This window comes from Pseudomonas sp. NPDC087804, from assembly GCF_044742965.1.
In the GTDB taxonomy this organism is placed as follows: Bacteria; Pseudomonadota; Gammaproteobacteria; order Pseudomonadales; family Pseudomonadaceae; genus Aquipseudomonas; species Aquipseudomonas rustica.
The window spans coordinates 46,898-60,494 of record NZ_JBIUVN010000015.1; the positions used below are offsets into that span (position 1 = coordinate 46,898).

The 13,597-nt window shown below is 59.8% G+C and carries 13 protein-coding genes; 7 read left to right on the forward strand and 6 right to left on the reverse strand.

All coding sequences use genetic code 11. The features are described from left to right. Positions 1 to 59 precede the first annotated feature (59 nt). The 3 genes from ACIOMO_RS18420 (at position 60) to ACIOMO_RS18430 (ending at position 2,194) form a co-directional block, all read left to right on the forward strand. Positions 60 to 629 carry a GNAT family N-acetyltransferase gene (locus tag ACIOMO_RS18420; protein WP_053124084.1) on the forward strand — a complete coding sequence of 190 codons (570 nt, stop codon included), beginning with the start codon at positions 60 to 62 and terminating at the stop codon, positions 627 to 629. 105 nt (positions 630 to 734) lie between these two features. Then, positions 735 to 1,604, forward strand: coding sequence for an acyl-CoA thioesterase II (gene tesB, locus ACIOMO_RS18425; RefSeq protein ID WP_053124082.1), 870 nt, complete (start codon positions 735 to 737; stop codon positions 1,602 to 1,604). Then, a complete protein-coding gene (locus tag ACIOMO_RS18430) occupies positions 1,601 to 2,194 on the forward strand; it encodes an HAD family hydrolase (protein WP_401242671.1) in 594 nt (197 codons plus the stop codon). Before tesB ends, ACIOMO_RS18430 begins: the two co-directional genes overlap by 4 nt. A gap of 81 nt (positions 2,195 to 2,275) precedes the next feature. On the opposite strand, the gene ACIOMO_RS18435 is transcribed toward ACIOMO_RS18430, so the two are convergent. From ACIOMO_RS18435 to ACIOMO_RS18455, 5 genes are all read right to left on the reverse strand, one after another. Next, positions 2,276 to 3,226: an alpha/beta hydrolase family protein gene (locus ACIOMO_RS18435; protein WP_401242674.1), complete on the reverse strand. Its 951-nt coding sequence runs from the start codon at positions 3,224 to 3,226 to the stop codon at positions 2,276 to 2,278. Further along, the gene (locus tag ACIOMO_RS18440) at positions 3,227 to 4,117 is read right to left on the reverse strand and encodes a neutral zinc metallopeptidase (RefSeq protein ID WP_401242677.1); all 891 of its coding nucleotides are present in this window, start codon (positions 4,115 to 4,117) and stop codon (positions 3,227 to 3,229) included. A gap of 120 nt (positions 4,118 to 4,237) precedes the next feature. After that, a complete protein-coding gene (locus tag ACIOMO_RS18445; RefSeq protein WP_401242679.1) occupies positions 4,238 to 5,086 on the reverse strand; it encodes a neutral zinc metallopeptidase in 849 nt (282 codons plus the stop codon). A 147-nt stretch (positions 5,087 to 5,233) separates the two neighbouring features. Next, positions 5,234 to 6,067 carry an aldo/keto reductase gene (locus ACIOMO_RS18450; RefSeq protein WP_401242682.1) on the reverse strand — a complete coding sequence of 278 codons (834 nt, stop codon included), beginning with the start codon at positions 6,065 to 6,067 and terminating at the stop codon, positions 5,234 to 5,236. Continuing rightward, on the reverse strand, positions 6,051 to 7,790 hold the full coding sequence (locus ACIOMO_RS18455; protein WP_401242685.1) for an FAD-dependent oxidoreductase: 1,740 nt from the start codon (positions 7,788 to 7,790) through the stop codon (positions 6,051 to 6,053). Before ACIOMO_RS18455 ends, ACIOMO_RS18450 begins: the two co-directional genes overlap by 17 nt. Positions 7,791 to 7,967: 177 nt before the next feature. On the opposite strand from ACIOMO_RS18455, the gene ACIOMO_RS18460 reads away from it, so the two are divergent. The 4 genes from ACIOMO_RS18460 to ACIOMO_RS18475 all read left to right on the forward strand — a co-directional run bounded on the left by ACIOMO_RS18460 (position 7,968) and on the right by ACIOMO_RS18475 (position 11,860). Beyond that, positions 7,968 to 8,744, forward strand: a complete 777-nt coding sequence (locus ACIOMO_RS18460) for an IclR family transcriptional regulator (RefSeq protein WP_159813626.1) — start codon at positions 7,968 to 7,970, stop codon at positions 8,742 to 8,744. A gap of 229 nt (positions 8,745 to 8,973) precedes the next feature. Beyond that, positions 8,974 to 10,035 carry a Gfo/Idh/MocA family protein gene (locus ACIOMO_RS18465; protein ID WP_401242689.1) on the forward strand — a complete coding sequence of 354 codons (1,062 nt, stop codon included), beginning with the start codon at positions 8,974 to 8,976 and terminating at the stop codon, positions 10,033 to 10,035. Positions 10,036 to 10,037: 2 nt separating this feature from the next. Then, a complete protein-coding gene (locus ACIOMO_RS18470) occupies positions 10,038 to 10,853 on the forward strand; it encodes a sugar phosphate isomerase/epimerase (RefSeq protein ID WP_159813622.1) in 816 nt (271 codons plus the stop codon). A gap of 116 nt (positions 10,854 to 10,969) precedes the next feature. After that, entirely contained in the window at positions 10,970 to 11,860 is an 891-nt protein-coding gene (locus tag ACIOMO_RS18475; RefSeq protein WP_159813620.1) for a DMT family transporter, read from the forward strand. Positions 11,861 to 11,947: 87 nt separating this feature from the next. Here the strand turns inward: ACIOMO_RS18475 and ACIOMO_RS18480 are convergent, their stop codons facing one another. Then, entirely contained in the window at positions 11,948 to 13,285 is a 1,338-nt protein-coding gene (locus ACIOMO_RS18480) for an MFS transporter (protein WP_401242692.1), read from the reverse strand. Positions 13,286 to 13,597: the final 312 nt, after the last annotated feature.

Below are 13,597 nucleotides of genomic sequence, written 5' to 3' on the forward strand. Positions count from 1 at the left end.
GAAAGAGTGAAGGATCCTACCAGCGATGTAGACTTGCGGCATGGAAACGGAGGGGCACGATGGAGCCGATACTGGAACTGCAAAGCGCACGCTTGTTGATGCGCCAGTGGCAGGACGAAGATTTGCCGGCATTTGCGGCGATGTGTGCCGATCCTCAGGTCATGCGTTATTTTCCGGCAGCGTTGAGCCGACTGGAAAGCGCCTCGCTGATCGGGCGGATTCGCGGGCATTTTGCCGAACACGGTTTCGGCCTGTGGGCGCTGGAGCGCAAGGACAGCGGCGAATTTATCGGTTTCACCGGGCTCGGCGTGGTTGGTTTCGACGCGCCGTTTACTCCGGCGGTAGAAATCGGCTGGCGTCTGGCCAAGGAACATTGGGGGCTGGGCTATGCCAGCGAAGCAGCGTGGACGGCTCTGCGCTGCGGCTTTGACCGGATGGCCCTGAAAGAAATCGTCTCGTTCACCGCGCAAATCAATCTGCCGTCGGAGAAAGTCATGCAGGCGATTGGCATGCATCACGCCCCTGACGATGATTTCGATCACCCCAAGCTCGCCGTCGATCACCCGCTGCGCCGCCACGTGCTGTACCGCATCACGCGGGAGCAGTGGCTGGAAACCTTGCATGGATAAGCAGACACAGACGTTTACAATGGCGCGATAGTGGCTCGCGCCAGAACCTGAATCGACCGTCGCAGCCAAGACTGCACGGCATTGCTTTGTGTGAGGAGAGTCTGAATGAGCCAAGTGTTGGAAGATCTGGTCGACCTGCTGACCCTGGAACCGATCGAAGAAAACCTCTTCCGTGGCCGCAGCCAGGACTTGGGTTTCCGTCAGTTGTTCGGTGGTCAGGTGCTCGGTCAGTCGTTGTCGGCGGCCAGTCAGACGGTTGAAGAAGCGCGTCACGTGCATTCGATGCACGGTTATTTCCTGCGTCCGGGCGACGCCAAGTTGCCGGTGGTGTATTCGGTTGATCGCGTGCGTGACGGCGGCAGTTTCAGTACGCGCCGGGTGACCGCGATCCAGAAGGGCCATCCGATTTTCACCTGCAGCGCGTCGTTTCAGTACGACGAAGAAGGTTTTCAACACCAGAGCCAGATGCCGGTTGTGGTCGGCCCGGAAAATTTGCCGTCGGAACTGGAATTGTTCCAGCAACGTGCGCAACTGATCCCCGAGCACATGCGTGAAAAGCTGCTGTGCCCGAAACCGATCGAAGTGCGCCCGGTCACCGAAAAAGACCCGTACAACCCGCAACCGGCCGATCCGGTGAAGTACGTGTGGTTCCGTGCTGACGGTGCGTTGGCCGATATTCCGGCGCTGCACAAATACTTGCTGGCCTACGCGTCCGACTTCGGTCTGCTGACCACTTCGATGCTGCCCCACGGCAAATCGGTTTGGCAGAAAGACATGCAGGTCGCCAGCCTCGATCACGCGCTGTGGTTCCACAATGATCTGCGTGCCGATGACTGGCTGCTCTACGCGATGGACAGCCCGTGGGCCGGCAATTCCCGTGGTTTCTCCCGTGGCAGCGTGTACAACCGCGCCGGCCAATTGGTCGCTTCGGTGACGCAGGAAGGCTTGATTCGTCATCGCAAGGATTGGGCATGAGCCTGAAAGATGTGAAGCACTGGGTGTTCGACATGGACGGCACGCTGACCGTGGCCGTGCATGATTTTGCGGCGATTCGCGTGGCGCTGGAGATTCCGCCGGAGGACGACATCCTCACGCATCTTGCGGCGTTGCCGGCGGATGAAGCGGCGGCGAAACATGCGTGGTTGTTGGAACATGAGCGCGATCTGGCGCTGGGTTCGACTCCGGCGACCGGCGCGGTTGAGCTGGTGCGTGATCTGCATGCGCGCGGTTATCGCCTCGGCATTCTGACCCGCAACGCGCGGGAATTGGCGCATGTGACGCTGGAGGCGATTGGTTTGGCTGACTGCTTTGCGGTGGACGATGTGTTGGGTCGCGACGAAGCGCCGCCTAAGCCGCACCCGGGTGGTTTGCTGAAACTGGCAGACGCGTGGGACGTGCCGGCCAGCGAGATGGTGATGGTCGGTGATTATCGCTTTGATCTGGATTGCGGAAGAGCGGCAGGGGCGCGGACGGTGTTGGTGAATTTGCCGGATAACCCGTGGCCGGAGTTGGCGGATTGGCATGCTAAAGATTGTGTTGAGTTGCGGCGGATGTTGGTGGATTAAGATCAAAAGATCGCAGCCTGCGGCAGCTCCTACACAGGACAAATGTAGGAGCTGCCGCAGGCTGCGATCTTTTGCTTCTAGCTATTCAAACAACGCCTTCTGCCCCTCCGGCGACGTCAGCATCCCATCGCCGTTATGCCCAACCCCCGGTACTTCAACCAGCCGCTGATTGACCCCTTCCGGATGTCGGCGCAGCAGATAGCCGAAGTAAGATTTCCCACGCTCAAGACGGTACGCACCCTGCGCTTCCGCCGCGCAACTCTTGTCCAGCGCCGGGTGCTGCGGATCAATATCCTGCTGCCCGAGCAGATAGATCACCTCGCGTTTGACGTAACTGCTTTCAAGCTGCAGCGGCGTTTGCCCACCGGCGTAAACCGGCATGTCTGCCAGCCCGTACTTCCAGCGATTGAAACCCGGGCACTTGGCGTGATCGAACGCCGCCGGCCGCTGTTCATTGAAATACGCATACGACGACGGATTCGCCACCACATAACGCAGACGAATGCCGTTGGCCTTCAGCGCCGGTTGCTCCTTGGCCAGCAGGGCATAGCGCTGCACCACTTGGCCGCCGCCGGAGTGGCCGAAAATCACGATCTGCTTCACGTCGGGAAACTGTTTGCGATCGGTGATACGCGCGACGATTTCATCCAGTGCCGCGTACGAACTCAACGGATTCGGCCCTGTGGATAAGCCGCCACCCATCCACTCATTGCCTTGCCAACGCAGTAACGTGGCGGGCAACGAGTACAGGGCGACATCGCTTTCATTGAGAAACTGCGGGGCGATCACCAGCGTGTGTGCAGTCTGTCCGGCCAGTTCGGCGGCGCTTTCGGCGCTTTTGCGATAGGTCTCGGCGTTGCGCAAACGGCCATGAATGACGATCAGCACACGCTCGATTTTTTCCGGCGCCGGGCCGATGCCCACTGCCATTTCCCCGGCCTTGAGTTGCAAGCGACCGGGGCTGATCGCATCGACACCTGCGGCGTGCGCGGTGCTGCCAACGATCAGTAACGCCAAAAGCCATTTATGCATTTACAGGTTTTTCGCCGCGAAGGTGTCGCACTGGCCGACCTGGCCCTGCGCGAATCCGGTTTTAAACCAGCGCACCCTTTGCGCCGACGTGCCGTGGGTAAACGAGTCCGGCACCACACGGCCCTGACCCTGTTGCTGCAAGCGATCATCACCGATGGCGTTGGCCGCGTTCAAGGCTTCTTCGATGTCGCCCGGTTCCAGCCAGTTCAAACGCTTCTGCGCACTGTAAGCCCAGACACCGGCGAGGCAATCGGCCTGCAACTCCTGACGCACCAGCAAACCGCCGTCGCCTTCCACCTGCCGACCTTGCTGGCGCGCTGTCTGAATTTTCGCCGAGACGCCGAGAAGCGTCTGCACATGGTGTCCGACTTCGTGCGCAATCACGTAGGCCTGAGCGAAATCGCCGGCCGCCTTGAAGCGTTGCGACATTTCCTGGAAGAACGCCATGTCCAGATAGACCTTCTGGTCAGCCGGGCAATAGAACGGGCCGGTGGCGGAGGTGGCCAGACCGCACGCCGAATTGACCCGGTTGCTGAACAGCACCAGGGTCGGATCCTTATATTGGCGACCGGCCTGCTGGAAAATCGAACCCCAGGTGTCCTCGGTATCACCGAGGATCGAGCGGACGAATTCAGCCTGCTCATCGTTGGCCGGCGGCGCCTGACGGGTCTGCGAAGTCGGTGCCGCTTGCTGGGTAGATTGCCCGGCGAGCTGGCCGAGGATCTGCATCGGATCCTGGCCGGTGATCCAGCCGATGCCGACGATCAGCAGAATCGCCCCCAGGCTCAGACCTTTGCCGCCACCAAAGCGCATGCCGCCACCGCCACCGCCTGCATCATCACCCCGGGCGTCGACGACGTTGTCACTGCGTCGGCCTTTTTTCCATAGCATGTGGGAATCCTCTGTTGTACGTGGTGATGAGTGTTGCTGGTGCGCGACGGTGGCGCCAGTCCGGTCGTCAGACCATCGTGATCGACGCCGGTTCTAAAGCAGATGCCGATATTGCCAAGCTTACAACTGCGCGGCGTTGAAGGTATCGCACGCCTCGACGCGGCCGCTACCGAATCCTGCGCTGAACCAGGCACTGCGCTGTTGTGATGTGCCGTGGCTGAAGGTCTCGGGACGTACTGTCTGGTTTCGCGCACGTTGCAGCGCATCATCGCCGAGCACGCTGGCAGCGTTCAGTGCTTCGTCGATGTCGCCCGGTTCCAGCCACGCATGGCGTTGTTGCGCATGGTGAGCCCAGACCCCGGCCAGACAATCGGCCTGCAGTTCGACGCGCACCTCCAGTCCTGAGTCGCCGGTCACAGGCTGCCTGGCGGACAGCGCGCTTTCAAACGGTGCGGAAATACCTAAGGCAATTTGCACGTGATGGCCGACTTCGTGGGCGAGGATGTAAGCCTGAGCGAAGTCACCGACCACCGAAAAGCGCTCGGCCATCTGTTCGAAGAACGCCGGATCCATGTAGATGTTTTGGTTGGCGGGGCAATAAAAGGGGCCGCTTGACGCACTGGCAAAGCCGCAGCCCGACGCGATGCCATCGCTGAACAGGGTCAATGAGGGCGCCGGGTAGTGTTGCCCGGTACTGGCAAATATCTGTTTCCAGGTGTCTTCGGTGTCGCCGAGTATCGATTCGATGAATTTGAGTTGGGGGTCGTCGACCTGCGCGATTTCCTGACTGATGTAGTCCTCAGCGGCAGGCGCCTGTGGCGCGGTGTTGTAGCTCGAATAGAGCGCCACGCCTGTCAGCGCGGCGGCGGCCAGCCCGGCGCCGAGTTTTTTCCCTGTCAGTCTGCGGGCGTCCTTGCCCTCTCGCGTGTCGTTGACGTTGTCGCTGCGTCTTGCCTTGTTCCATAGCATGGTGCGGTCTCTCATAGGTTGATGGGGCTTTTTTCGCCTCGTCTATGAATAACCGCACAGCTCAAGTTGTGCAGGGCAGATGTGTAAGAGCGCGTAAGACCGATCTTGTTACTGACGTTTTAAACCGGGCAAACGCTGTTTTCCTACTCACTGATCAAACGCGTCCCACACCGGCGCGAAGTCCGGGCTGACCTGACGCTCGCGCTTCGACAGACTGGCAATCAGCGCCCGGTCTTCATCGTCGAGATTGACCTCCAGTGCCGCGAGATTGGCCAGTTGATTGGCTTTGCTGCTCGCCTTGGGAATCGCTGCGACGTTGTCTTGATCAAGCAGCCATTTCAGCGCGACCTGCGTCGGCAGCACGCCATGCTTGGCGGCAATCTGCTGGATCTCGGCAATGTGTGAAACCTTGTTGCGCGCCAGCGGTGTGTAGGCTGTCAGCGCCAGATTGTGTTGGCGAGCGTAGTCGAGCAGGGCGTTTTGTCCGAGCAGGACGTGGTACTCGATCTGAATCGCTGACAGATCGATGCCGTACTCCTCGACCACTGTGCGCAGCAGCGGCAGCGGAAAATTCGCCACACCGATATTGCGCGCCAGGCCTTGCTCCTTGAACGAGGCCAAGGTTTCGAGCGTGCGCGGCAAGTCCCAATCGGTGGTGGGCCAGTGCAGCATGAACAGGTCGACGTAATCGCTGCGCAAGGCCTTGAGGCTGCGATCCAGGGAGTGGCGCATGGCGTCGGGTTGCAACTGATCCCACCAGACCTTGGTGGTGACGTGAATCTGCTCGCGCGGTGTCGGCGTATTCGACAAGGCTTGTCCGACCGCGTCCTCATTGTTGTAGGCCGCAGCCGTGTCGATGTGTCGATAACCGAGTTCCAGCGCTTGCTCCACGGCCTGGGTGCATTCTTCGCCGAGCATCGGCCATGTGCCGAGACCGAGTTTCGGCATGTTCAAACCCTGGGCATTAACGATGTGCTGCATGGTCGATCTCCTGTTCGAAAGCAGTGATGCCGGCGATATGCCGAGCGGCGATGTAGCCGAACGTCAGCGCCGGGCCGAGGTTGATTCCGCCCGCGGGGTAGTGGCCGCCCATGATGCTGGCCATGTCGCCGCCCGCTGCATACAGCCCGGCGATAGGGTGTTGGTTGGCGTCGAGCACTTGCGCGTGTGGGTTGACCTTGAGCCCGGCAAAAGTGCCGAAGCATCCCGGTTGTACTTTCACGGCGTAGAACGGGCCGGTTTCTATTGGGGCAACGCAGGGGTTGGGAAGGTTCGCCGGATCGCCCTGTTTGCGGTTGTAGGGCGTTGCGCCGCGCCCGAATTGCGGATCTTCGCCGTTGTGGGCATGGCGGTTGTAGTCGTCGAGGGTTTGGCGCAAACCGTTCGAGTCGATGGCGCAAGCGTTGGCTAATTCCTCAACGGTGTTACCGGTTTTCAGATAACCGCTGCGGATAAATTCTGACAACGGAACCGGAAACGGCCGTGACATGCCGAGGCCATAGCGGCGCTGAAAGGCGTGGGTGCAGATCAGCCATGAGGCGACTTCTTCACCTGGTGGCGCCGCGTTAACCATGGCGCTGACGTAGTCGAAGTAACCATTCGCTTCATTGACGAAACGCTGGCCGTTGCTCAGTACGCCGATGATGCCGGGTTTGCCGCGCTCGATGATGTGTGGGAAATGGCCGATGCTGCCGTCGGAATGAGGCACTTGCGAGACGGGTGCCCACGCGACGGGTGACGCAACGTCGGTGTTGACCCGCGCGCCGACGCTTTCGCCCAGCCGCAAGCCATCACCATTCACGGCCAGCGGCGGCAACGCCCAATGTTCGTGGCCGGTGGGCGTGCGTGGGAACAGGGCTTTGCGCCGTTCGATGTCGTTGGCGAAACCACCTGCTGCGAGTACGACGGCTTTGCGTGCATGGATGCGGATCGGGCCTTTTTTGCTGTTGATCACTGCACCGCAAACGCGGTTTTCGTCACGCAGCAACTCAGTCACCGGCGCCGATTCCCACAGCAACACGCCAAGGTCTTCGGCCGATTTCGCCAGTCGCGCGACCAGTGCCACGCCGTTGACCAGTTGCAGTGCGCGGCCATGCGTCGCGAGGTCAAACAGGTGCCGGGTGAAACGTCGCGTCACGTGCCAGGCGGCTTTCAGTGAGCGGGTCAGATTGAGGAATGCCGAGAGATCCGCGCCCGCCATGATCGGCATGCCCATGAAGGACGTTTCGCGCATGGTCGTACGAAGTCGCTTGAGCAAGCGTCCGACCTTGCGCCCGTTGTAGGGCGCGGCAATCACTGAGCGCCCGCCGGTGCCCGCGCCCGGGGTGTCGCCATGGATGTCGGCAATCGCGTTGCCGTCGGCGAATTGCAGTGCGGTGTGTTGCTCGAAAAACGCCACCATATTTGGCCCGGCCTCGAGGAAGGTATCGATCATCGCCGGGTCAAAATGCTCGCCCAGTTCATGGCGCAAATAGGTGCGCGGTTGTTCGACGTCTTCGATGATGCCGGCGCGACGAGCCAGCGGATTGCACGGCACCCACGCCCAGCCACCCGACCATGCGGTGGCGCCGCCGAATACCGAATCCTTTTCGACGACGATGACCTTCAGGCCATGCCACGCAGCAGTGACGGCTGCCGACAATCCGGCGGCGCCGGAGCCGACGATCAAAACGTCGCAGTCGATAGCGGGAAGTTCGGCAGGCATCAAACAAGGCTCCAGCGCAGAATTGTTTTTGGAATTCGATTCCAGAAAATAACCATTGCTGCCGTCGGCCTACAAGCCTCGATACGACAAAGCGGGCGGTTATCGAACAGCCGGTTCCAGATTTCGCTTTACCGGCGATGTCTTCTAGAATCGGCGAAATTTCATTTGGATTTCCCCATGGCCGGCAGTCAGATTGAACGGGTTTTCAGCGTGCTGGAAAGCCTCACCAGTGATCCGCGCGGGCTGCCGATGCAGACGCTTGCCGAGCAATTGGACATTCCGAAAAGCGCGACTCACCGCTTGCTCGCCGAGCTGATTCGCCTCGGCTACGTGCGGCAGAATCCCGAGACCTTGCGTTATCACTTGTCGACCAAACTGGTCGCGATGGGCTTTCAATACCTGTCGAGCAGTGGCGCCGATATTGTTCAGCCCGTGCTGGATCGGCTAGCGCAGGAAACCGGCGAACTGGTGCGTCTCGGTGTGATTGATGGCGAGCGGCAAACCTGGATTGCCAAGGCGCAGGGTGCGCGTACCGGTCTGCGTTATGACCCGGACATGGGCCGCGATGCGCCGCTTTTTTACACCGCTTCCGGGCATGCGTGGCTGGCGTGCATGAGCGATGCCGAGGCGTTGTCACTGGTTGAGCGACAGGCGGCGGAGGTGCCGGTGGGTATCGGGCCGAATGCGCCGCGCTCCAATATTGAACTGCTGGAACGCCTGCGTCTGGCCCGTGAGCAAGGGTATGCGTGGGTCGAGGAAAGCTCGGCGGTCGGCACGTCGGCGATTGCGGCGGTGGTCAAACATCCGGCGGATGGTCGGGTGATTGGCGTGCTCAGTATTGCCGGGCCGAGTGCGCGGATGCCGGGGGCGCGGTTGCATGAGTTGGCGCCGTTGTTGTTGAGATTTGCTGAAGAATTATCCGCCGCCAGCCTGGCTTCTGAATTGTTTATCTGACACTCCACAAATCCCCGGTAGGAGCTGCCGCAGGCTGCGATCTTTTGACTTTGTTTTTTAAGATCAAAAGATCGCAGCCTTCGGCAGCTCCTACAGGGGATTTTGGTTTCAGTCCAAAAATGTGCGGTGTTCGCACGGTTTTGAGGTTGATGGGTGTTTGATTCTGGAACTCGGTTCTAAATTGTTGCTGGGGTATTTTTTCCGACAACAATCACAAAAGGATCGCGCCTTGAATTCGCCCCTTCGAATCGCCCTGATCGGCGCTGGCAATATGGGTCAGCAACATTACCGGCACCTGCAAACCCTCAGCAAAGCCACATTGTGCGCAGTGGCGGATCCCGGGCCGCAAGCCGCCACTCTTGCGGCTGACTGGGGTGTCAGACATTTCGCCGATCACCGTCAGATGCTTGATCAGATCAATCCAGACGCAGTCATCGTCGCCAATCCTAATAACCAACACGTCAGCACGGCGCTCGATTGTCTGGCGGCCGGTGTACCGGTGCTGCTGGAAAAACCGGTCGGCGTGCATCTGGATGAAGTGCGCGATCTGGTCGCGGCGGTTAAACGCAGCGGCGTGCCGGTATTGGTCGGCCATCATCGACGCCACAATCCGCTGATCGTCCGTGCCCATGAGCTGGTGCAAAGCGGTGCGCTCGGGCGTTTGACCACGGTCACCGCATTGTTCCAGGTGCGTAAACCGGACAGCTATTTCGAGATCCCGTGGCGCCGTGAGGCGGGGGCGGGGATGTTGCTGACCAACCTGATTCACGACCTCGATTTGTTGCGTCACCTGTGCGGTGAAGTGCGTTCGGTGCAAGCGTTCACCGACAACTCGGTGCGCGGTTTCGCCAACGAGGACAGCGCGGCGGTGTTGCTGCAATTTGCCGGCGGCACATTGGGCACGTTGAGCGGCTCCGATGCGGTGGCGGCACCGTGGAGTTGGGAGCTGGCCTCCGGTGAAAACCCGGCTTATCCGCGTCAGGCGGATCAACCGTGTTATCTGCTGGCGGGTACCGCCGGGGCGTTGAGCATTCCGCAGCTCAAACGCTGGCATTACGCCGCCGATCAGGTGGACGCCGGTTGGCATGAACCGTTGTTGAGTGTGGAAGAGTCCTACGGCGGTGAGGAAGCTTTACGCTTGCAGTTAGAGCATTTCGTCCGCGTGGCTCGGCGCGAAGTCGAGCCGTTGGTCAGTGCTGCTGATGCCGCGCGCACCCTCGCGCTGATCGAAGCCATTCGCGAAGCCGCCTCCACCGGCCGTGCTTGCGCCCCTGCACTGATCGAGGCTTGAACATGAGCGAACGTATTCTCTCCCTGGCCAGCCTGACCGTGCTGGAGTTGTCGCCACCGCAAATGGTCGAAGTCGCTGCTCGCGCCGGATACAGCCATGTCGGATTGCGTCTGGAACCGGCAACGCCCGAGGAATATCACTTCCCACTGGTAGCCGATAACGATTTGCGGCGTAGGACGATGGAGCGATTGCGCGACACTGGCATCCGCGTGCTCGACGTGGAAATCCTCCGTCTGAAACCGCAGACCGTTGTTGCCGATTTCGAGAAGCTTCTTACGGTCGGCGCGGAGTTTGGTGCGACTGAATTGCTCGTCGCCGGTAACGATCCTGACGAGCAGCGACTCACGGATAACTTTGCCGCGTTGTGCGATTTGGCGGCGCCGCTCGGATTGCATCCGCATCTGGAGTTCATGCCCTGGACGGATGCGCGCAACCTTGAGCAAGCGCTGCGGATTGTGGAAAACGCTAGTCGGGAAAATGCTGCGGTGTTGGTCGATGCCTTCCACTTTGATCGTTCGGCGTCAAAGCTTGAGGATCTTGCGAAGGTGCCATCGTCGCGACTGCGTTATGCGCAGTTATGTGATGTCGCAGGGCCGAGGCCGTCAGACATGGCCGAGATCTTGCGTCAGGCGCGCAACGAGCGACGGTTTCCCGGCGAGGGTGATTGCGATTTGCTCGGGTTGCTGAAAGCGCTGCCGGCTAATATCCCACTGAGCCTGGAAATTCCTACGGTTAAACTGCTGGAGCAGGGCGTGAGTGGATTGGATCGGGCGAAGATGGCGATCGATAGAACGCGGGAATTGTTGGCGCGGCTTTAAGCGGTGCTGCGCACCTGTTCGCGAGCAAGCTTTGCTCCAACGGGGTTTACGCAAACCGTGTGGGAGCAAGGCTTGCCCGAAGGTTTTGATCTTTTTTGGCAACACAAGGAAACCCAATGACCGTCAGCACTCCGCTCTCCGGTGTCAACCAACCCTTCAAAGGGATCCTGCTGATTGTCGTGGCGACTTTTCTGTTCTCCAGCCACGACGCGCTGTCGAAATACCTCTCCGGTTTCTATCCGATCGTGATGGTGGTGTGGGCGCGTTATTTGGTGCACACCTTACTGATGGCGGGAATTTTTCTGCCGCAGTCCGGACTGCGCGTCCTACGTACCAAGAAGCCGTTGTGGCAGTTGGTTCGAGCACTTTGCCTACTCGGCACCAGCCTGTTTTTCACCACGGCGCTGCTGTACATCCCATTGGCGGAAGCCACGGCGGTCAACTTTCTTGCACCGGTGTTGGTCACGGCGTTGTCGGTGCCGCTGCTCAAAGAACGAGTGACACGCGGCCAATGGATCGCCGTCATTTGCGGCTTTATCGGCGTGCTGATCATCGTCCACCCGGGCGGTGAACTGTTCACGCCGGCGGTGCTGTTGCCGTTCTGCTCGGCGCTGTTTTTCTGCTTCTATCAATTACTCACCCGCAAGCTCGCGGAGATTGATAGTCCGACCACCAGCAACTTCTTCGCCGGGTTGTGCAACACGTTGGTGATGAGTGCGCTGGTGCCGTTCTTCTGGCAGGTGCCGACGCTGACCCACGCCGGGTTGATGCTGGCGCTGGGCAGTTGCGGGATGACCGCGCATTTGTTCCTGACCCAGGCGTTCCGCCATGCCGCGCCGGCGCTGCTGGCGCCGTTCGGGTATTGCCAGATCGTGTTTGCGGGGTTGTTGGGCTGGCTGCTGTTCAATCACACGCCGAGTGTATTGACGATCATCGGTATCGCGGTGATCTGCTGCAGCGGACTGGCAGCAGCGTGGCAACAAAGCCGGAAACACAAACCCCTGTAGGAGCTGACGAGTGGAACGAGGCTGCGATCTTTTGATCTTCAACATCAAGATCAAAAGATCGCAGCGTGCCGCAGCTCCTACAAGGATTTATTCGGTGATGGTAGGGATCTTGCGCGGGGCCATGAAGTACATCCACGTCAGCGCAAGGAAATACATCGCCGGAATCAGGGTAAACAACACGGTGTAGTTGTTGTTGGTCACGGTGAGGATATGGCCGACGATCTGGGTCATGAACATCCCGCCGATCGCCGCGCACATGCCGCCGAAACCGAACACTGTGCTCATCATGTGCTTGGGCGTGTAGTCCATCACCAGACTCCAAATGTTCGCCGTCCAGGCCTGATGCGCGCCGATCGCCAGAGAAATCGCCGCCACCGCGACCCACAGATTGGCCGAGCCAGCCGCCATGATCACGCCGATGATGCAGCAGGCGAACAGCAACATCGACAGCAGCCGCGCCTTGATCGAGTTCATGCCGCGACCGATCAGGAACGAAGACAGAATGCCGCCGCCGACGCTGCCGAAGTCAGCCGTCACGTAGATGATGATCAGCGGAATACCCATCTGGGTGACGTTGATGCCCAGGTTGTATTGCTGATTGAGAAACGGCGGCAGCCAGTACAGGTAGAACCAGAACACCGGCGCGGTCAGCGCATAAGCGATGGCGAAGGCCCAGGTGCCGCGCATGCGCAGGATTCTCGAGAACGGTACGCGGGCCTGTTCCGGTTCAACTTCCTGCTGGATGTAGTCCAGTTCGGATTGCTTGACGCTCGGGTGATCTTCCGGGTTGAAATACTTCAAACCCCAGAACAACAACCAGATGCCGCCCAGCGCCGACATGCACAGGAACGCGGCTTGCCAGCCCCAGACGTGGAGAACCAGCGGCAGCAACATTGGCGTGAACATCGCGCCGACGTTGGTGCCGGCGTTGAAGATGCCAGTGGCGACTGCACGTTCGCCAGCGGGAAACCACAGGCGCGTGGTTTTCACGCAGGCCGGGTAGTTCGCCGCTTCGGTGAGGCCGAGGATAAATCGGCAGACCATGAAACCGACCGCCGATGTCGCCAGACCGTGGGCGCCGGTGGCCAGGCTCCAGAGCAGCACGGCGCAGAAGAACACGCGTTTGACGCCGACCCGGTCGATCAGTCGACCTTGCAGGACGAAACCGATCGCGTAGCCGACCTGAAACCAGAAATTGATGTTGGCGTAATCCATCGCCGTCCAGCTCATTTCCTTGGCGAGGATTGGCTGCATGACGCCGAGGGCGGCGCGGTCGATGTAGTTCAGGGTGGTGGCGAAAAACACCAGCGCCAGCATGCCCCAGCGGGTTTTGCCGACCGCCATGGCGCCGCGGATCTTGTCGCCGATGCCACCTGAGGCAGTGCTCATGGCCGGAGCCATGCGGGAAGTCTGTGAAGGAATCATGTGTTCCACCCGTTTTTGGATTTTTTATTTGGTGTGCTTTTTTTCTTTGCACGCTGCGACCGGTGGTTCATATCCGGACTCAATGTGCGGTCGATGGTGGGCAGTGGACGAAAAATCGTCAATTCGCCAAACCGCCATTGTGTTCGATAATCGCACGCAAAACTAACCGGGTAGTACACTTTAAATTGCTGCCGCGTTCAATGCAGCCAATAATTTCTCCACTATAAAAAACCATCCCATGTAGGAGCTGCCGAAGGCTGCGATCTGTTGATTTTGCTCTCCACGAATAAAGATCAAACGATCGCAGCCTTC

Coding starts and splice junctions, on each gene's coding strand:
- ACIOMO_RS18420 (WP_053124084.1), top strand. CDS start 60: ATGGAGCCGATACTGGAACTGCAAAGCGCACGCTTGTTGATGCGCCAG.
- tesB (WP_053124082.1), top strand. CDS start 735: ATGAGCCAAGTGTTGGAAGATCTGGTCGACCTGCTGACCCTGGAACCG.
- ACIOMO_RS18430 (WP_401242671.1), top strand. CDS start 1,601: ATGAGCCTGAAAGATGTGAAGCACTGGGTGTTCGACATGGACGGCACG.
- ACIOMO_RS18435 (WP_401242674.1), bottom strand. CDS start 3,226: ATGCATAAATGGCTTTTGGCGTTACTGATCGTTGGCAGCACCGCGCAC.
- ACIOMO_RS18440 (WP_401242677.1), bottom strand. CDS start 4,117: ATGCTATGGAAAAAAGGCCGACGCAGTGACAACGTCGTCGACGCCCGG.
- ACIOMO_RS18445 (WP_401242679.1), bottom strand. CDS start 5,086: ATGCTATGGAACAAGGCAAGACGCAGCGACAACGTCAACGACACGCGA.
- ACIOMO_RS18450 (WP_401242682.1), bottom strand. CDS start 6,067: ATGCAGCACATCGTTAATGCCCAGGGTTTGAACATGCCGAAACTCGGT.
- ACIOMO_RS18455 (WP_401242685.1), bottom strand. CDS start 7,790: ATGCCTGCCGAACTTCCCGCTATCGACTGCGACGTTTTGATCGTCGGC.
- ACIOMO_RS18460 (WP_159813626.1), top strand. CDS start 7,968: ATGGCCGGCAGTCAGATTGAACGGGTTTTCAGCGTGCTGGAAAGCCTC.
- ACIOMO_RS18470 (WP_159813622.1), top strand. CDS start 10,038: ATGAGCGAACGTATTCTCTCCCTGGCCAGCCTGACCGTGCTGGAGTTG.
- ACIOMO_RS18475 (WP_159813620.1), top strand. CDS start 10,970: ATGACCGTCAGCACTCCGCTCTCCGGTGTCAACCAACCCTTCAAAGGG.
- ACIOMO_RS18480 (WP_401242692.1), bottom strand. CDS start 13,285: ATGATTCCTTCACAGACTTCCCGCATGGCTCCGGCCATGAGCACTGCC.